Origin of the sequence: Calidithermus terrae (genome assembly GCF_003574345.1) — a bacterium.
GTDB lineage: Bacteria > Deinococcota > Deinococci > Deinococcales > Thermaceae > Calidithermus > Calidithermus chliarophilus.
The window spans coordinates 65,638-85,697 of the sequence record NZ_QXDL01000001.1; the positions used below are offsets into that span (position 1 = coordinate 65,638).

Below are 20,060 nucleotides of genomic sequence, written 5' to 3' on the forward strand. Positions count from 1 at the left end.
GAGGTATGAGATGAACATAACGGTTGAAGAGGTTCTTGCTGTACTGGCCGAACTCAGGTTCTGGCTGCTGATACTCGTGAGTTTTTTGGTCTGGTATATCCTTACGTGGCTCTTTGCCCAACGACAACTTGACTTGGCGAACCCCAAGGACAGCGCCCTCCGGGCGATGGGTTTAGCCATCCCGTTCGGAATAGCGCTATCCCTTCTGGTAGGACTCCTCGTGCTGCAGGTTGGCCTCCTGCGCTTGGTGATGGCCGCTGTAATATCGGCTGTTCTGCTACTCACAAGCCGTACCCTAATTTCCCGGTAAAGGTGAGAACCCATGGAGCAAGTAGTACAACGCGTAACCAAGACGCTCGTCATCGGGCTAGGGAGTACAGGTACCCGCATCTGCGACCGGGTCGCTGAGCGCATCGTCTGGGAGTTGGGGGGGCTGGAGCGCGCGCCGTGGGTTCAGTTCGCCTGCATCGAGACCAACGCGGGGGAGCAGGGCCGGCTGCGCTTCATCGAACCTAAGGATTTCCGTAACATGACCATAAATGCCCAGCAGTACGTGCAGATTCTCGAGAACGCTAAGGATTACGACGAGAAAATCCGGCTGACCTCATGGTGGGACCGTACCACCCTGGAGAAACTGCCTGGGCAGGAGATAGAGACGGGAGCGGGCAATATTCGGATGGTCGGGCGGCTGGCTTTCCTGTTCGAGCAGAACTACACTGCCGTGTACACCATGGTTAAAGAGCGGCTGGAGAAGCTGCGCAAGCTGTCCGAGGTCGTGGCCAAGGAGGAGCGAGGACCGCTCGCGGACGGCGAAGACCCGGCCATCGAGTTTGCTCACGGGGGCCAGGTGAGGGTCTTCGTGGTGGGCACGTTGTGCGGCGGGACGGGTAGCGGCATCGCGGCCGACTTCGGCTACTTCTTGCGCACGGTGCTGGACGAGAGCGAGAAGAGCATCTGCATCTTCACGCTGCCGAGGCCAGAGCTGAACATCGCTGATGAGAGCCTTGCCAATAAGCACAAGAAGAACGCCTTCACAGCCCTTATCGAGCTGAATCACTATTTTCTAAACGACCGGCACCGGGAAACCCCGGTGTTGTTTCCCAACGGCGACGAGTCCAATCCCGCCCGTTTCCCCTATGACATGCCGTTCCTGGTGATGGCCCCTTCCACGACCGTCGACGGGGAAGGGGAGCTGAACCAGGCTGTTGCAGACCGGGTGTTCCTGAACGTCTTCGCCCCTGACACGGACCCCTTCGCCAAAGGGGTGGACGCCACCATTTTCACGGTCGGCGACCGTGACCACCATGCCCACGTTTTCTGCACCTTCGGTCTCTCCAGCATCGAGTACCCCGTCCAGCGCATAGCCGAGGCCTGCAGGGATAGGCTCATCGGTCATGCCCTTTCAGAGTGGGTCAGGCGCACCCTCGACCCCTCGCAGGTGGAGGGCCGCCTGCATGGCCTCAACATCACCCGTGAGGCCTTTGTAGAAGCCCTGATATCCGTAGCCGACGGCGGCGACCTCAAGCCTGGACTGGAGGAGCAGGTCAAGGAGATAGCGGGCCAGGCTGAGTCCAACCCTAAGCAGGCACGCACCAGCCTGACTAAGCTCCGCGAGAGCCTCCAGCGCAACGGTCCCGTGGCGTTGCGTCTGTCTGAGGCCAGGAACCGGGCGGCTCTGGTGATAGTGGAGCGGGTCAAGGCCGAGATTCGCCAGCGGCTGCTCAGCTACCACGACGGGCCACGAGTGCTCATCCAGACGCTAGACGCAGTGTTGAACAACCTTGAGGTGCTTCGCAAAGAGCCTCCCGTCTCCAGTTCGACGGGCGAAGCTGACGCCATTCTGTCAAGGCTCGAGGAGTACTCACAGAGCCGTTTGCTCTGGTTCGTGGGCACCAAGGCTAAGGTCCTGAAGCACTCGCGCAGCCAGTTCCGCACCGCCCTGGAGGGCGAGATAAAGCGTAGGCTTTCGGCTCTTGCCAGCAGCGTCTTGTTGGACATGTCGCTCGACGGCGTCAGGCCCCCAGAGCCAGGTGCGTACGCTCGGGCAGAGAAGGAGGTTCGCAAGCTCAGGCAGCGGCTAAAGAACCTGCTCGACCGCGTGGACGCACAGATTGTGCGCCTCAACGACAACGTCCGGCGCTTGACGACGACGCGCCCGGCCATCAACGGCACCGTGATTTTCGAGGACGACACGGTCGACCTCGAGTACCGCATGCGCCTGCAGGAGTGGGTCCAGAAGCTGGACTACGCCGCCGAGTGGGAGCAGGGCAGGGAGAGAATGTCGGATTCCATCATCAGCTCCCTAGGTGACTTGCCGAGTGCACAATCGGACCTGCGGCTACCCGACGCCATCTTGGCTGACCGGGAGGGGACCTGGCTAGACACGCCCTCGGCCTCGGGCGCCTCAGCGCCGACCCTCCCGGGTGAAGTGCTGAAGCACCTTTCTGCTAATGCCCTCAAACCCTTCCAAACCCTGGTGAACGAGGATGTCCTGGAGCGCTGGGTGCGGATGCCCAACAGCGAGGACCAAGCCCGTCAGGTAGTGAACCGGGCGAGGCCTTTCTTAGAGGTGGACCGTGCCACCGCCGAGAAGGGCAACCGCTCTCCGGTCGCGACCCGCCGCGCCGTGCTTATCCCCAGGGGCGAGAGGGATAGCCACGAACGGTTTTTCCAACTGGCCAGGGCCCAGATGACCCAGCCTCCCCATAAGAACCCTTCGCCCGACTACTTCAGGGCGGTGGTCCTGGAGGAGTGGTACCGCTTCCCCTTGCGGGGCGCGCCCCAGGTGATGGGTAGGGACGGGATTTCTAAGGCAGAAAACCGCGACATCCCGACCTTTCATACACGGGCTGACGTGTTCTGGACTGCGATTACGCAAGAGCACACCGAGCGCTTCCGCGAAGCGGAGGAACTCCTCGTCGTCAACATCCTCCTTGGGAGGATTTGGCCAAAAGGCGGCTATCTCGTGGTGCCGTGGACCCCTACGGGCATGGCTGACTCAAAGGAGCGCTATCTCCCGCTCGAGGTGTTCGGGGCTGCCGCGTACATCGCCCGTCAAGAACGCGATGCCAGGGGCCAGAATCTAAACAACGTGATGGGCGAGCTGAGGAACCAGCTCGTCGCTGCCCGTAGGTCCTTTGGTTCGGACCCCCTTGAGCGGGACCGAGCCTTCCTGGATGCCCTGGAGGCCGGGCTGAAGCAAGGCGGCTGGGCGGGGATTCGCGGCTGGAACGATGAGCTTGTGAACGAAGTCATACAGCGCTACTGTGCCGCAGACGCTGACTTGTTCACGGCTTACCAGATGAAGTACCCGCGGTCGGAAGACAGCCTGAGCGTGCTGTGGCGGATGGAGGGTGCCCAGCGCGAAGTTGGGGGCGGGACATATCCGGCAGACGGTTATTACTGCCAAACCTGCTGCGGGCTCATCGGCGCGACCAGGCAGGAGGCCGCCCGCAACAACTGGAAGTGCTTCGTTGACCCCAGCCACAACGTGTACGGGCAGAGGGGCTAGCCTATGGAGTCGAGTGGCGTCCTATCGCAGCTTCTGTTCCACCTCATCGCCCTGTGGCCCCTGACGCTGGCGATGGTCGCACTCTTCGTCACAGGGCTCGTGCAGCTCCAGGGTATCTATAAAAACTACCGTTCGGAGGTGAGCACTATAGAGGACTGTGGCCAGCATCTAGCCAAAGGCGCCAGCGGTTTTGCCTCGCGCACCGAGGTAGAGGAGAGGGTGAGCCGGTGGCTGAAGGACTTGAAGGAGACTAGCCTCGCCCGCAGAGTCATCGCCCATGTCTTCAGCATGCGCCGCTTACAGAACCCCGATGTCGGGGCGGTCACCAGCTTGATTGCCCAGGCCAGTGCAGCCAGCCTGAACAACCTGCGTGGTCTACCCAACCTGCTCTTCATTGCTGGCCTGCTAGGAACAGTGTGGGGTTTGGCACTATCGGTTGGAAGCCTGAGTGAACCCCTGGCGGCGTCGCTTGACCGGCCGAATCCCGCGGCTCTCACCGAAAAGCTCAGCATCACCTTGGGGGAGATGCAAGGGGCATTCGCTTTCACCTTGTTGGGCGTGTTGTTCTCAGGAATCGTATCTTTTTTCATTGCCCGCACCCAGGGGGACCAGGCCTACCTGTCCAGCACCGCCCAAGACTTTGCCCTGAAGCTTGCAGGGTACATGTTTCCCTCCAGCCAAGCCGCTCAACTCGAGGACATGCAACGCATACTGCTGGAGAGCCGCGACTTCATGAATCGCGTGACTGAGCTGATGGGCAACGCAAGCGCCCAGTTTGAGAAAGTCCTCAATACGGCCAGCCAGCAAATGAGCGACCACATACGGCATCTCAACGATGTCTCACAGGCGGTGGTAAAAACCCTGCAGGATGCCACCGATGACGTTCGAAAGAGCACTACCGCCGTACGTAAAGGGGCTGAAGAGCTGCACAAGGGCGTCGAGCGACTGGGAACCGGCGTTGAGTCGCTGAGGCAGTACCAGGACGACCTGCGGGATACATACTCCAACTTGCAGCAGATGTTCCAGGAATCCCAGCAATCTCTTCAAGACTTCTCTAAAGAGCAGGCCCAGCAACTCACCGACGCCAGCCACCGGGTCATATCCGACCTCAACGGTCACACACGTCAGATTATCGCCCTACAAGACTCGCTGAATACGGCAATCAAGGAGTTCAGGGGTATTGCGGATGCCTATGATAAAGCCACCACTTCAACCATCAACCAACTGAGCCACGGCTTCAAGACCACGGAAGATAACTTGGGGAGCCTGCTCAGGGCCCATAGAGAGGAAATGGTTAGAGTGGAGCGTCAACTGGAGGCGATGGCCCGAGGGCTGGAAGGGCTCTCTGGCCGCCTGGACCCGCGCCTATTGCCGAAAGAAGAATGGAGCGCGGTGGTCGAAAAACTGACTGAGATATCTTCATCCAATGCTGCTTTCACTGCTCCTCTCAGCGGCATCAGTGGGGCTTTGAATGGAATACAAATGCACCTGGCTCAAGAGGACGGCAGAATCAGAGGTGACCTCTCAGAAATACTAAAGGGCATGGGGGACGTTCTGAATCTGCTTAGGCGGCTAGAAGTGCGTGCAGGTGCGCCGAATACCCCAGACATCCTTACAGAGCTACCCTCGGGACCAGATACCTGATGAGCCCTGATGATTCAAATCCCTATATCGCTCTTTCGGACCTGGCCCTCAACCTGGTACTTGTTCTCGTATTTTTTGTCGCGGCCTTAGTTGTCATCGGACGCAGCGGCTGGGAGGATGTGAAGTATAAGGATGCCCAGCAGCGCGTGAGGCTGGCGGTTCGGGACGGCCTGCCCGAATCCCTAAGGCCCAACAATACGCCGAAGAACGACCCTCCAGGTGCCCAGCGGTGGGTGTTCACCAACCGCCAGTTGTTCCTTGAGGGACAGCAGGCCCTGTCACGAGAAGGGCGCCGGGTGCTGACCGACTTCGCGAAGATACTCTGTCGCCACCCCGACTGGCGGCGCATCAGGGTAGAAGGGCACACCAGACCTCCGCGGCCTGGCGAGCCGGACAATTGGCTTCTCTCCGCGGCTAGGGCTGCCGTAGTCGCCACCGCGTTCACCAACGACGGGGGAGTGAAACCCTACCATGTTGCTGTTGCCGGTCGTGCTGGCCAAGCCCCTATCGACAAGAAGTGGCCGGATAACCCCTCGAACGAACGGGTAGAGATTATCATCGAGTACACGACGGCTACATCCTCAACACAGCCCTGCTACAAATAAGTTGGTTTACCATTTGGCTCGTAGGGCTCAGGCGTAGTGCCCGGGCCAGATAGCCTCGAGCGCCCACCAGGCCACGAAGGCCTGAGCCCCCTCGGGGTAGCGGCTGTCGTCCAGTAGGAGCACCACCTCGCTGGACAGGTATCCGCCGGTCCACACGCTCCACAGGGCCCCGCCGGGGAAGGGGCTGGCGTCGCCCACGTCGCGGCCCTCGAAATACTCCGGCGGGTCGAAGGCCATGCGGCACCAGTCGCTCTCGCTGATGCCCGGCCTCCCGGCGAAGCTCAGCCACTCCAAAAGCTCCCCGTCGGTGAAGTGGGGGTGCACCGGGAGGGGGGTGAGGATGCCGCTCTCGGTGACCCGCTCGTGGAAGATGGAGGCGCCGTCGTACTGCGAGTCCAGGTTGCTCAGGTACTCGGGCAGCAGGTGGGCGTACCGCACGAGGGTCTCGGGGGTCTCCTCGAGGTCCTGCGGGGCCTCCTCGTGCTCCATCACCTCGCTCAGGGCCGAGCTGACCCAGCTAGCGTCCAGGGCCTCTACGAAGCGGACGGCCTCCTCCATGGCCGCCTCGCCCGCCTGCACCCGGCGCTGCAGCCTTTGCAGGGCCTCCACCCAGGGCCGGTCCCCCTCGCCGACGTCCATGGCGGGCTCCCCGGTCTGGTTCATCACCAGCTCCACCCGCTCGGGCAGGGGGCTGGCCGCGGTCGCCAGCCGCTTCTGGCACAGGCGGGCGATAAAGTCCACCGGGTCGTGGGCAAGGCGCTCCAGCAGCTCCCGCGGGGTGTGCGGCTCGAGGGCCACCGCCCAGCGCTCGGGCCAGGTGCCTGCCGCCCACTGCCGCAGCTCATCGGGCTGGGGCGCGGTCTTGCGGTCCTCGAAGGCGTGCCAGCGGGGGTCCGCCGCGCTCCTGCGGGACTCGGCCACGGCCCACAGCTCGAGCATCCGACCGTCGAGCCCATAGGCCAACTCGGCCCGGTCGGGGTCGTTCTCGCTGAGATGTTCCAGGAAAGCCTTCACTGAAGCGTTTTGGTTCATTGCAACTCCCTTCTCGTTGCTGGCGGCTGTTGCAAGCCGCAGTATGGGTCGATACGACCTGAGCGCCCCACAGTCTTTACGACGAGGCGGCCAACTTCCGACGCCGCGAGCGTGCCGACCCGCAGCGTCTGGGCCAGGTTGAAGTGCATGGGGTTCCGGGTGACCGCCACCTTGAGCAGATTCCCTCCCACCACCAGGCTGTGCGACGCCAGGAGCATGACCGCGAGCTTGCGACGGCAAGTTGCATCGTGTCCATCGTTATAGCGGGTAAGCAACCAGTAGCCCCTTATGAAGAGCTCTACCGTGGCTGGGGTCAGCCCCTGAGTCAGGAAGTGTCGCAGGTCGAAACCTTCCGCATACATCCAGCGGGCTATATCCTTCCAAGGGACCAAGTCGCCATCTTGCCTGAGCTTGAACGGCGACAGGCCTTTTTGGGGAAGGAGTGCCGAGAAGCCGGGGGCCGGTAGGCCCATCTTTGTGAAGGCGTCCGAGAACAGGTGGCACAGCCAGCGAATCATGGCTGCGGTGAAGCCGAGCGGGTCATCATCACTCGTTACGACGACTTTCATCCCGTCCTTGTCGAAAAAAGTTGCCTCCCCGCGCATCAAGTCGCGAATGCCGTAAAAGGCCCCCAGCAGGGGGTCATGGCCGGGGCTCATGATGCGGTGGACCTTGGGACGGAGGCCAGCGACGGCTTTGTGGTGGGCGAAGTCAAAGGTCACCTTGGCCGACCTTTCGAGCCCCTTGCCCCACTTCTCGTGGAGGTGGGAAGAGTGGCGCTTTACGAACCGGGTCACTGGCGAGCCCGCTACGTGCCTCCCCATGAAGCGCATGTCTGCTGGTACCCGCACTACCATGGCATCTACTGCGGTAGCGGCCAGCACGCTCAGCGCCACGACAGCAGCCTCCTCCGTCTTCCAGCCCGATAGGTGCCGTTTCAGCTCTGCGGTAAGCTCGCGGGCGTCCAAGTCAAACCTGGCGGTTAGCCACTCCGGTGCGCGATATCTATGCATGTCCTGCTAGAGTACTAACGTTTCAGTTTCCGACGCACGGAAAGGCGCACACCCCGCCTGGGCAAGTCGCCTAGTGGAGGGTTGCCAGGCACTTTCTTCAGTGGACTGACAAATGCACGAAAGTGTCCCCCTTACGTAACACGCGTTTGGGGGGGACACTTTCGTGCATTTTCACCCCGCCCCCCGCCAGGCGTGTCTCCAGTGTGGCTACGTCGAAGTGCGCCGTTTCGACTCTGCCTCCCTTACTTACCGGTCAAAATCCCGTGTCACCCGTCTGTTAGCTGGAGATAATACTGACATGCGGCTGGGAGACATTGACTCGGGCTCGAGGCTATTGGGGGTTGTGCCGGGGGAGAGCGTGGAGGTGCTTAGCGTGCGGCGCTATGGGGCAGACGCCCTCGAACTCACCTACCGCACCAACGACGGGAGGACCGGCAGCCAACTGATTTACCGCAGCCAGGAGGGGGAACTCTCGCTTCAGAGCGGTGAGTTGCAGTGGAACCCCAACCTGGACGGCTCGCGCCTGCGCCTGGCCGCCGAGGCCTACCGCATCCGCCTGGCCCACCTGTTCGACCCCCTGCTCGCAGTGCACACCTCGACGGTTGAACCGCTTCCCCACCAGATAACTGCGGTGTATGAGCACATGCTTTCCCGCCAGCCACTGCGTTTCCTGCTGGCTGACGACCCTGGGGCGGGCAAGACCATCATGGCCGGGTTGCTCATCAAGGAGCTGCTGATGCGGGGTGACCTGCGGCGCTGCCTGGTGGTGTGTCCCGGCAGTCTGGCGGAGCAGTGGCAGGACGAGCTGTACACCCGCTTCCAACTGTCCTTCGAGATAATGACCAACGACAAGCTCAGCGCCGCCGTGACCGGCAACTGGCTATCGGAGACCCCGCTGGTCATTGCCCGCCTGGACAAACTCGCGCGCGACGAGGCCGTGCAGGCCAAGCTCGAGGCCACCGAGTGGGACCTGGTGGTGTGCGACGAGGCCCATAAGATGTCGGCCAGCTACTACGGCACCGAGGCCAAGTACACCAAGCGCTACCTGCTGGGGCGCAGGCTATCTTCCCTGACCCGCCACTTCCTGCTGATGACGGCCACGCCTCACAACGGCCACGAGGCGGACTTCCAGCTATTCATGGGCCTGTTGGACCCTGACCGCTTCGAGGGGCGTTACCGGCAGGGGGTCCACAGCTCCGACGCCAGCGACCTCATGCGCCGCCTGACCAAGGAGCAGTTGGTCAAGTTCGACGGCACCCCCCTTTTTCCTGAGCGCATCGCTTACACCGTTCCCTACAGCCTGTCGAGCCTCGAGGCCAGCCTGTACGACGCCGTGACCGAGTACGTGCGCCAGGAGTTCAACCGCGCCGAGGCCAGCCAGCGCGACGAGGTGCGCCGCACCGTGGGCTTCGCCCTGACCGTGCTGCAGCGGCGCCTGGCGTCGAGCCCCGAGGCCATCTACCAGTCGCTCAAGCGACGCAGGGAACGGCTGGAGCGCAAGCTTAACGAAGAGCGGAACCACGCGGCTCTCACTTTACCGAGCGTATCCATCGAGCCTGAAGAACTCGAGGACGATGAGGAGCGCTCGGGAGCCGAGCAGGAACAGCTCGAGGAGTTCATGGTGGACCAAGCCTCGGCGGCCAGGACCATCGCCGAGCTGGAGGCCGAGATTGCCACGCTCCGGCGGCTGGAGGCCCTGGCCCTGCAGGTGGTGCTCAGCGGCACCGACCGCAAATGGGAGGAGCTGAGCAGCCTGCTGCAGGACAACCCCGAGATGTTCGACGCGGGCGGCTCCCGGCGCAAGCTGGTGGTCTTCACCGAGCACCGCGACACCCTCAACTACCTGCGCGACCGCATCGCGGGACTGCTGGGGCGGGAGGACGCGGTGGTGTGCATCCACGGCGGCATGAGCCGGGACGAGCGGCGGGCCAGCCAGCAGGCCTTCACCCAGGATCCGCAGACTTTGGTGCTGCTGGCCACCGACGCCGCGGGTGAGGGCATCAACCTGCAGCGAGCCCACCTGATGGTCAACTACGACCTGCCCTGGAACCCCAACCGCCTCGAGCAGCGCTTCGGGCGCATCCACCGCATCGGCCAGACCGAGGTGTGCCACCTGTGGAACCTGGTGGCCCACAACACCCGCGAGGGCGAGGTGTACGAGCGGCTCCTGCGGAAGCTGGAGCGCGAGCGGGAGGCCCTGGGAGGGCGGGTCTTCGACGTGCTCGGGCGGCTGAGCTTCGGCGAGAAGCCCCTGCGGGAGCTGCTGGTGGAGGCCGTGCGCTACGGGGACCGGCCCGAGGTGCGGGCCAGGCTGGGCCAGGTGCTCGACCACAGCCTAGACACCGCCCACCTGCGGGCGCTGCTGGAGGAGCGGGCCCTGGCCCAGGACACCCTCGACACCAGCAAGGTGCGGGTCATCCGCGAGGACATGGAGCGGGCCGAGGCCCGGCGGCTGCAGCCGCACTTCGTGGCGGCCTTCTTCCTCGAGGCCCTGCGCCAACTGGGGGGCAGCGTCTTCGAGCGGGAGCAGGGGCGCTACGAGGTGCGCCGGGTGCCCTCCAGCCTGCGCGAGCGCGCCCGCCAGCGCTTCCGCCAGCCGGTACTGGAGCGCTACGAGCGCATCACCTTCGACAAGGCGCTCATCCGCCAGGAGGGCAAGCCCATGGCCGAGTTCGTGTGCCCCGGCCATCCCCTGCTGGAGGTGGTGGGCGAGGCCGTCTGGGAGCGCGACCGCGAGCTGTTGCGCCAGGGGGCCATCCTGGTGGACGCGGGCGACCCCGGCCTGACCCCCCGCAGCCTGTATGCCATCGAGCACCTGATTCAGGACGCTCGCCCCGTGCCGCGCCCGGTCTCCCGCCAACTGCACTTCGTGGAGTTCGGGACTGAGCCCAAGGCGGCAGGCTACGCCCCTTACCTCGACTACCGTCCCCTGGGGGAGGAAGAAGCCGCTGCCGTGCGCCGCTGGTTGGAGGCCAACCCGGTCCCTTCCCCCGACCAGCAGGCGCAACAGGCCCTGGAGTACGCCGTGCTGCACCTGATGCCCTCCCACTACAACGAGGTCAAGGCCCGGCGCGAAGCCCTGGTAAGCAAGACCCGCGCCGCCGTGCGGGAGCGCCTCACCAAGGAAATCCAGTACTGGGACGCCAGGGCCAACGAGCTGCGCGCCCAGGAAGACGCGGGAAAGAAGCCGCGCCTCAACTCCCAAAAAGCCCGCCAGCGCGCCGACGAGCTGGAGGCTAGGCTCAGGAGCCGACTGCTCGAGCTCGAGGCCGAGGCCCAGCTCTCGCAGCAGCCGCCTACCGTCGTGGCGCAGGCTCTGGTGGTCCCCGCCGGGTTGCTGGCTACCCTGCTGCCCGGTCACACGGAAATCCAGGCCCAGGAGGCACAGGCCCAGGACACCCGGACCAGCGAGCTGCGGGCCATGCGGGCAGTGATGGAGCTCGAGCGCCAGCTCGGGTTCACCCCGCGCGACGTGAGCGCCCTCAAGTGCGGCTACGACATCGAGTCGCAGGTGGAGGGCGGCAGGTTGCGGTTCATCGAGGTGAAGGGGCGGGTCAAGGGAGCCGAGACCGTCACGGTGACCAAGAACGAAATCCTGACCGCCCTGAACAAGCCCGACGACTTCATCCTGGCCCTGGTCGAGCTGGGCGACCACGGCGAGACGGTGTACTACGTGCGGCAGCCCTTCGCCCGCGAGCCCGATTTCGGGGCGACCAGCGTGAACTACCGGGTGGCCGACCTGCTGGCGAGGGCCGAGTTCCGGCACCCCGGGTGACAACGCTGCGGATAAGGTAGAACCACAATGAACGTTTCAATGCAAATAAGTGTGAGGCTTTGCGCCAATTAATTCATAAGGAAAGCCCAACAGCATCGCTTATGTTATAAACGCTTCAATCAGGTTTACGTTGATAAACACGTCTAAAGCTGACTAAACCCGAGGCCGCTATGACCCAACCCAAGCGTAAGCTTATCGAAGTCGCCCTACCCCTCGAGGCCATCAACCGCGAGGCCGCCCGCGAGAAGTCCATCCGCCACGGCCACCCCAGCACCCTGCACCTGTGGTGGGCCAGGCGGCCCCTGGCCGCCGCCCGCGCCGTGCTCTTCGCCAGCCTGGTGGACGACCCCAGCGCCCGCCCCGAGGAGTTCCCCACCGACGAGGCCCAGGAGGCCGAGCGCAAGCGCCTGTTCGACCTCATCGAGCGGCTGGTGAAGTGGGAGAACAGCAACAACCCTCAGGTGCTCTCCGAGGCCCGCGCCGAAATCATGAGGTCCACCGGCGGCAACCCCCCGCCCGTGCTGGACCCTTTCGCTGGCGGCGGGACAATTCCGCTGGAGGCCCAGCGCCTGGGGCTCGAGGCCCACGCCTCCGACCTCAACCCGGTAGCGGTGCTCATCAACAAGGCCCTCATCGAAATTCCCCCCAAGTTTGCCGGGCAGGCCCCGGTTAATCCCGAGTACCGCAAGAAGGCCCAGCCCTCTGACCGTTGGGAAGGGGCGAAGGGGTTAGCCGAGGACGTGCGCTATTACGGCAAATGGATGCGGGACGAAGCCGAGCGGCGGATTGGGCACCTGTATCCCAAGGCCAAGCTGCCAGGCGGCGGGGAGGCTACGGTGATTGCCTGGCTATGGGCCAGGACGGTGCGCTGCCCCAACCCCGCCTGCGGCTGCCAGATGCCCCTGGTGCGAAGCTGGGTGCTCTCCAGCAAGGCGGGCAAGGAGCACTATGTGGAGCCGGTGGTGAACCGCGACACCCAGCCCCCGACGGTGAGCTTTGTGGTGAAGCAGGGCAAGCCCGAGGCCAAGGAGGGCACAGTAGGGCGCAATGGAGCCAAGTGCATTAGTTGCGGCACAGCAGTCCCACTGGAGTACATCCGCACCGAGGGCAGAGCAGGCCGACTGAGTGCTCAGATGATGGCAATTGTGGCCGAGGGCGGGAAGGGTCGAGTATTCCTTCCGCCCACGACTGAGCAAATAGCTGCTGCGTCAGTGGATGACGTTGAAAACGTACCGGATACAGATTTACCTGTACAAGCCTTGGGGTTTCGTACCCAGGCCTACGGTATGACTAAACATAGGCATCTGTTTTCTAATCGTCAGTTGCTAGGGCTGGTGACTCTCTTAGAACTGATACCCGAAGTCAAACGAAAAATTAAAGAAGATGTGAATAAAGATTGGGGTCAGAATTCAGGATTTAAAAAGTTTAACTACGCCGACAGCCTGAGCATATATCTTGCATTTGCGCTGGATAGAGCGGCAGAAAGTGGGTGTACATTGGCACGCTGGCAAGGCACCGGCGACTTTGTCGCCGGTGCCTTCTCACGTCAGGCGTTATCCATGATGTGGGACTACGCGGAAGTCAATTTCTTCTCCAATTCGACACGAAATTTTATGGATGCTGTCAACTGGGTCGCCGAGGCGGTCGAGATACTACCCGCAACGGGAAGTGGACTGGGGCGGCAGGCGGACGCGGCGGCACCCATCGCGCATACCAGAAAGTTAATGATCTCGACCGACCCCCCATATTACGACAACGTTCCCTATGCTGATCTGTCCGATTTCTTTTACGTCTGGCTGAGACAGGTTGCGGTTCATGTTTACCCTGAAATTTTTAGCACTCTACTCGTCCCCAAAAGTAACGAGTTGGTGGCTGAACCCTTCCGTCATGGGGGGCGAGAGGCTGCAAGGGTCTTCTTCGAGGAGGGGCTTGGTAGGGCGTTTCAGAGGATTTACGAGGCAACTGATCCCGAATATCCCCTAACGGTCTATTACGCCTTCAAACAAACCGAGTCTGATGATGCAGATGACGATGCGACCGAGGGCGATGACTCCGCAATCATTTCAACGGGCTGGGAAACCATGCTTGAGGGCTTACTGCAAGCAGGTTTTCAGATCAAGGGTACTTGGCCTGTTAGAACCGAGCGAGCAGCAAGGACACGTGGCCTCGGCTCTAACGCACTCGCCTCCTCCATCGTCCTCGTGTGCCGCCCCCGCCCTGCCAATGCCCCCATCGCCACCCGCCGCGAGTTCCTGGCCGCCCTGCGCTCCGAGCTTCCGGTGGCCCTGCGCGAGCTTCAGCAGGGCAACATCGCCCCCGTAGACTTGGCCCAGGCCGCCATCGGGCCGGGCATGGCGGTGTACAGCCGCTACAGTCAGGTTATGGAGTCGGACGGCTCGCCCATGCGGGTTCGCACCGCGCTCGCCCTCATCAACCAAATCCTGGATGAAGTGCTGGCCGAGCAGGAAGGCGACTTCGACGCCGATACCCGCTGGGCTTTGGCCTGGTTCGAGCAGGTGGGCTTCGCCGAAGGGGAGTATGGCTTGGCCGAGACTTTGTCCAAGGCCAAGAACACCAGCGTCGAGGGGATGGTGCGGGCGGGCATTGTCGCTGCTCGCAGCGGCAAAGTTCGGCTTCTGCGCCCGGAAGAACTGCCCGAGGGTTGGAACCCCGCCTCGGACAACGACATCCCCGTGTGGGAGGCAACCCATCACCTTATCCGCGTGCTGAACAGTGGCGGCGAAGCCGAGGCGGCGGAACTGCTCAGCAGGCTCGGGGGTTTAGGGGATGTGGCCCGCGAGTTGGCGTACCGGCTCTACTCCATCTGCGAGCGCAAGAAGTGGACGCAGGAAGCCCTCATGTACAACGGGCTGGTCACGAGCTGGCTCGAGGTGGGCAAGCTGTCCCAGAAGTCGCAGGGGCCGGTGCAGGAGTCCATGTTCTAGGCGGCGGGGTTACTCGGGCTTGTGGACGGATTTCAACCTTAGCTTGTAGTGCAGCGTAGATAAACTAGGCGAGAATATGGCACTGACCAATGCTGAACGTGTGGGGAAGGCCCTCGAGCTGCTCAACAAGGGCCTCCAGCCCTTCGTCGAGCGGGAGATGCAGACCGCCTACGGCGACCGCTGGCTCGCCGAGGCGGTTGAGGCCCTCCGGGAGTCCAAGGTGGTGGTACAGGGGCGCGAGAGCTGGGACAGCCAGGCCCTGCTCAACCTGATGTCCAACCGCTGGATGGAGGTCTTCAAGCGCACCCTGGGCCGGACCGAGCGCGGCATCGTGGGCGAGCTACGCGAGGCCCGCAACCGCTGGGCCCACCAGGAACCCTTCTCCACCGACGACGCCTACCGCACCCTGGACAGCGTCCACCGCCTCCTGGAGGCGGTCTCGGCCCCCGAGGCTGCCGAGGTCGAGCGGCAGAAGAACGAGCTGCTGCGCCTGAAGTTCGAGGAGCAGGCCCGCAACGTGGTGCGACGCACCGCGACCGTGGCGGTCGAGGGACAGCCCAGGGCCGGGCTCCTGCCCTGGCGCGAGGTGGTCACTCCCCACCCCGACGTCGCACGCGGCACCTACCTCGCGGCGGAGTTCGCCGCCGATTTGTGGAAGGTCCACGCCGGGGAGGGGGCCAGCAGCGAGTACGCCGACCCCGTCGAGTTCTTCCGCCGCACTTACCTCACCGAGGGCCTGCGCCACCTACTGGTGACCGCCCTCAAGCGCCTGAGCGGCACCGGGGGTGAGCCGGTGGTGGAGCTCCAGACCAACTTCGGCGGCGGCAAGACCCACTCCATGCTGGCGCTGTACCACCTCTTCTCCGGGGCCCGGCCCCAGGAGTTGCCGGGGCTCGAGGAGGTATTGGCCAAGGCGGGGGTCACCAAGGTGCCCAGGGTCAACCGGGTGGTGCTGGTGGGCACCCGTATTTCACCGGGGCAGCCGGTGGTCAAGCCCGACGGCACGGTGGTGCGCACCCTATGGGGCGAGCTGGCCTACCAGCTCGGCGAGGCCGAGGGGGGCAAGGGGCCCGAGGCCTACGCCATGGTGCGGGAGGCCGACGAGACCGCCACCAACCCCGGCGACGCGCTGGCCAAGCTGTTCAAGCGCTACGGACCGGCGCTGGTGCTCATCGACGAGTGGGTGGCCTACGCCCGGCAGCTCCACGACGAGGCCGACCTGCCCGGCGGCAGCTTCGAGACCCACTTCACCTTCGCCCAGGCGCTCTCCGAAGTGGTGGCGGCCTCGCCCGACACCATGCTGGTGGTCAGCATCCCCGCCAGCGACACGTCGGGACGGGGCGCCCTGGACATCGAGGTCGGCGGCGAGCGTGGCAGGCTGGCCCTGCAGCGGCTCAAGAACGCCATCGGTCGCATCCACTCCCCCTGGCGGCCCGCCACCAGCGACGAGAGCTTCGAAATCGTGCGGCGGCGGCTGTTCGAGCCCATCCCCAGCGAGATGCTGCCCCAGCGCGACGCCGTGGTTAAAGCCTTCATGGAGATGTACCGGGCCCAGCCAGGGGAGTTCCCGCCCGAGACCCGAGAGGCCGACTACGAGCGCAAGCTCAAGGCGGCCTACCCCATCCACCCCGAGCTGTTCGAGCGCCTCTACACCGACTGGTCGAGCCTGGAGAAGTTTCAGCGCACGCGCGGGGTGCTGCGCTTGATGGCGGCGGTCATCCACGAGCTGTGGGAGCGCGAGGACCGTAGCCTGATGATTCTGCCCGCCAACGTGCCGCTGGACGCTTCGGCGGTGCAGTCGGAGCTGACGCGCTACCTCGAGGACAACTGGGTGCCCATCATCGAGCGCGACGTGGACGGCCCCGACTCGCTCCCCCTGCGGCTCGACCGGGAGAACGCCGCCAACCTGGGGCGCTACTCGGCGGCCCGGCGGGTGGCCCGCACCCTCTACATGGGCTCGGCCCCCACGCTCAAGGCCGACAACCGCGGCCTGGAAGACCGCAACATCAAGCTGGGCTGCGTGCAGCCGGGGGAAACGGTAGCCACCTTCGGCGACGCCCTGCGCCGCCTGACCGACCAGGCGACCCACCTTTACGTCAACGGCCAGCGCTACTGGTTCTCCACCCAGCCCAGCGTCACGCGCCTGGCCCAGGAGCGGGCCGAGCGCTTGGACGGGGCCCTGGCGGCCGAGGAAATCGTGAGGCGACTGAGGGAGGAGCTGCGAAGCCGTGGCGACTTCCCCCGCGTGCACGTGGCCCCCGAGTCCACAGCCGACGTGCCGGACGACCTCGAGGCCGCCCTGGTGGTGCTCGGGCCGGAATACACCTACAGCCGGGGTGATAAGGAACGCGACGCCTTCGGGCAAGCCCCCCCGCAGCAGTTCCTGAAGAGCCGGGGCAGCCGCGACCGGGTCTACAAGAACACCCTCACCTTCCTGGCCGCCGACAGCAGCCGCCTGAGCGACCTCGAGCAGGCCGCCCGCATGTACCTGGCCTGGCGCTCCATCGAGCAGGACGGCAATAATGGCCTGCTCAACCTCGACAACTTCCAGCGCAGCCAGACGCGCACCAAGTGCGGGGAGGCGGAGGCGGCCATCAAGGCGCGCATCCCGGAGACCTACATCTGGCTGCTCGTGCCCTCCCAGGAGCGCACGTCCATCCTCCCGCGCTGGGACGAGTACCGCCTGAGCGGCACCGAGCCCCTGGCCGTCAGGGCGGCCAAGAAGCTCAAAAACGACGGCCTGCTCGAGACCCGACTGGCAGGCACCCTGCTGCGCCGCGAGATGGACAACATCCCGCTGTGGCGGGGAGACCACGTGAGCGTCCGGCAGTTGGTCGAGGACTTCGCCTCCTACCTCTACCTTCCGCGCCTGCGCGACCCGCAGGTGCTCCTCGAGGCCATCCGAGAGGGCCTGGGCTCTCTCAACTGGTCCATCGAGACCTTTGCCTACGCCGACGCCTGGGATGCGGCCAAGGGGCGTTACCTGGGGTTGAAGGCCGGGGAGGCGGTGGCGCCTTCGGCCACTTCGGGCGGCCTGCTGATTAGGCCGGAGGTGGCGCTGAAGCAGCTCGAGGCTGAGCGCCCGGTTTCCCCGCCCACGCCCCCACCCGGTGCCCCTAGGGAGTCACAGCCGGGGCCTGGGAGCGAGTCGGGGCCGCCCCCGTCCGTGGAGCCGAAACCTGCGAAGGCAAAGACCGCCAACCGGTTCTACGCCTCCGTCAAGCTCGACCCTCACCGCCTGAGCCGGGATGCCGACCAGATTGCGCGGGAGGTTCTCCAGCATCTCCTGCTGCTCGAAGACGCCGAGGCCGAGGTCACGCTCGAGATTCAGGTGCGTGTACCGGGCGGGGTGGGCGAGTCCACTGCCCGAACGGTGCTGGAGAACGCACGCACTCTCAAGTTCAATACCGCTGACTTCGAAGAGGAATAGTCCACCAGCCACTATGTACTAGATATAATTTTTTGTCCCTTCAGCCTCATGGCCGTCGGAGTGCCCCATAGCACTCCGATTTTTTTCGTTGCGCAGCGATTTATTTGCACGTCCAGTAACAAAGAGGTCGTTTTGACATTACAGCATGACGATGTTGTGGTGAGTTTTTAGCGTTCTGGACAACGATTTTGCCTATTCCCTTGTAGTAGAAAACCACCTAAGCTTTGGGGGTGAGTCCAGACCGCCTAGTGGTCAAGGACCGAGAAAAACTCGCAATCCGCCTTAGCTAAGCCGGGTCACTGGAGCACGTAGCAAAAGAACCGAGACCCTCTTCGCTAGAGAGGGTCTCGGCAAGCGTAAAGTCAGTTTCCGGAGGGGAAACCAATGAACAGTGTAGCGAATCCTAGCGCGGTTGCCAAGCCGAACATCGACCATCTGCCCGCGGACCTCAGGGCCCGGAAGCAGTGGGTTCTCTGGAGATATGAAGACCGCGACGGGAAGCTGTCAAAGGTTCCCTTCCGGTTCGTCAACCCCAGTAGTCGCGCCTCGTCTACCGACCCGTCCGCCTGGGGTCCCCTCGGCGCGGTTCCTGAGGGGTACGGTGTGGGCTATGTATTGACCGAAGGCGAAGGCTTGGTGTGCCTGGACCTCGACTGGAAAGACACAGGGTTGGATGAGATGCCCACTTGGGCCCATACCATCCTCGAAACCCTGCCTCCGACCTACACCGAGTGGAGCGTCTCGGGGCGCGGCCTACACCTTTTCTACCGTGCGCGACTTCCCAAGGGACACCGCACCAAGTTCCCTGTAGGGGAAGGCCAGGCCCTCGAAGTGTTCACCGAAGGTCGTTACATCGCCCTTACCGGCAACCTCTTGCCCGAGTCTACCCACCGCATTCAGGAGGCCCAAGAGGCTATCAGCAACTTCTACGAGAACCTCCTGAACGACCTTCAGGCTAAGCAGCCCGAGCCTTTCCGGCAGCGCGCCGGGAGCGAGGGAAAGAGAGAGGCAACACGGCCCCTGGCCGTGGAGCGAAAGGAAGACAGGGCCATTTTGGATTGCTGTCTGCGCTCGGGCAGCTTCCAGAGGCTGTGGTCGGGTGACTGGGACGGCAAGGCTTCACACTCGGAGGCCGATTTGGCCCTGTGCTGGCACCTGGCCCTCCACACCGACGACGCCGAGCAGATTGACCGCATCTTCCGAAGCTCAGGCCTGTATAGGCCGAAATGGGACAAGGCTGACTACCGTCACCGCACCATCTCTAAGGCGATTGAAGCGGCAGAAGCCAGAAAATCCTGGGGCTCGCGCCCTGCAGGTCACACGGCCCAAGAGCTGCCCGACTTCGGAACCGTTTTGCGTGACGCCAACCGCTGGGCCGGGCACGCTGGCGAGTCGAACCGGCGGGTGTACGAGGCGCTGGTAGTTGCCGCCCGGAAAAGCCGCTCGGCGGTGGTGAGCATCGGGCAGGCCAGGCTTGCCGAGGCCACCAACATGGAGGTGAGGACCATTCGGCGCGCCTTGAAGCGGCTCGAGGCCAGCGGGTTGGTGTGAAGTGCTGCCCCAAATTTGGACCACCCCAAGAGAGAGACCGAGGGGTGTAGCCTGAAGGGGTAGCGAGATGCGCAGGTGGTCAGCGAAGGAAAAGGTAAAAATTGTGTTGGAGGTCTTGTCGGGTCAAAGGACCGTGGCCGAAGCCTGCCGAGCTCACGAGGTCGCAGAGTCCGTGCTCTACAGGTGGCAACGGGAATTCTTGGATAACGCCCATGCCGCCTTCTCCCATAGCTGCGCAGAACAAGAGGCCCGCGTCCGCGAACTGGAACGCTTGGCCGGCCAGATGGCCCTGGAGCTGGGGGTCCTAAAAAAAGCCTCGGGACTCTACCGGCAAAGGAAAGGCGGGAGCTGGTGATGGCCCTCAAGGAGGCCTATCCCCTCCGCCTGCTGTGCCGGGCCCTTGGGGTGCCCCGGAGCACCCTCTACTACCGGCCTAAGGGTCCCAATCCCGAGGAGGCGGTCCTCCGAGGCCGCTTGCGGGAGCTGGCGGGGGCCTGGCCCCGGTATGGGTACCGGCGCCTCGCCGCTCTCTTGCGGGGGGAGGGCCTCGGGGT

At 63.8% G+C, this 20,060-nt stretch carries 10 protein-coding genes and 1 pseudogene; 9 read left to right on the forward strand and 2 right to left on the reverse strand.

Going from position 1 to position 20,060, the window contains the following annotated elements; all coding sequences use genetic code 11:
- Positions 1-10 precede the first annotated feature (10 nt).
- From Mterra_RS00285 to Mterra_RS00300, 4 genes are read left to right on the forward strand one after another with little or no spacing between them, the layout of a single operon-like run.
- Positions 11-310, forward strand: coding sequence for a hypothetical protein (locus tag Mterra_RS00285; RefSeq protein WP_119313335.1), 300 nt, complete (start codon positions 11-13; stop codon positions 308-310).
- 12 nt (positions 311-322) lie between these two features.
- Entirely contained in the window at positions 323-3,511 is a 3,189-nt protein-coding gene (locus Mterra_RS00290) for a tubulin-like doman-containing protein (protein ID WP_119313336.1), read from the forward strand.
- A 3-nt stretch (positions 3,512-3,514) separates the two neighbouring features.
- On the forward strand, positions 3,515-5,155 hold the full coding sequence (locus tag Mterra_RS00295; protein ID WP_119313337.1) for a hypothetical protein: 1,641 nt from the start codon (positions 3,515-3,517) through the stop codon (positions 5,153-5,155).
- Complete coding sequence (locus Mterra_RS00300) at positions 5,155-5,760, forward strand: OmpA/MotB family protein (RefSeq protein WP_119313338.1); 606 nt, start codon at positions 5,155-5,157, stop codon at positions 5,758-5,760. The genes Mterra_RS00295 and Mterra_RS00300 overlap by 1 nt, the downstream gene beginning before the upstream one ends.
- Before the next feature lie 27 nt (positions 5,761-5,787).
- Here Mterra_RS00300 and Mterra_RS00305 read toward each other — a convergent pair whose 3' ends face one another.
- Positions 5,788-6,774 (reverse strand): hypothetical protein, encoded by a 987-nt coding sequence (locus Mterra_RS00305; RefSeq protein WP_170159492.1) that lies wholly within the window; start codon positions 6,772-6,774, stop codon positions 5,788-5,790.
- Between the two features lie 14 nt (positions 6,775-6,788).
- Entirely contained in the window at positions 6,789-7,688 is a 900-nt protein-coding gene (locus Mterra_RS00310) for a hypothetical protein (protein WP_147372469.1), read from the reverse strand.
- A 415-nt stretch (positions 7,689-8,103) separates the two neighbouring features.
- On the opposite strand from Mterra_RS00310, the gene Mterra_RS00315 reads away from it, so the two are divergent.
- From Mterra_RS00315 to Mterra_RS00335, 5 genes and pseudogenes are all read left to right on the forward strand, one after another.
- A complete protein-coding gene (locus Mterra_RS00315) occupies positions 8,104-11,580 on the forward strand; it encodes a helicase-related protein (protein WP_119313341.1) in 3,477 nt (1,158 codons plus the stop codon).
- 170 nt (positions 11,581-11,750) lie between these two features.
- Complete coding sequence (locus tag Mterra_RS00320; RefSeq protein WP_119313342.1) at positions 11,751-14,525, forward strand: DUF1156 domain-containing protein; 2,775 nt, start codon at positions 11,751-11,753, stop codon at positions 14,523-14,525.
- Positions 14,526-14,601: 76 nt separating this feature from the next.
- Positions 14,602-17,955, forward strand: coding sequence for a Swt1 family HEPN domain-containing protein (locus Mterra_RS00325; protein WP_119313343.1), 3,354 nt, complete (start codon positions 14,602-14,604; stop codon positions 17,953-17,955).
- Positions 17,956-18,339: 384 nt separating this feature from the next.
- The gene (locus Mterra_RS00330) at positions 18,340-19,506 is read left to right on the forward strand and encodes a phage NrS-1 polymerase family protein (protein ID WP_119313344.1); all 1,167 of its coding nucleotides are present in this window, start codon (positions 18,340-18,342) and stop codon (positions 19,504-19,506) included.
- A gap of 67 nt (positions 19,507-19,573) precedes the next feature.
- Positions 19,574-20,060, forward strand: a pseudogene (locus Mterra_RS00335) (transposase); the annotation flags it as partial.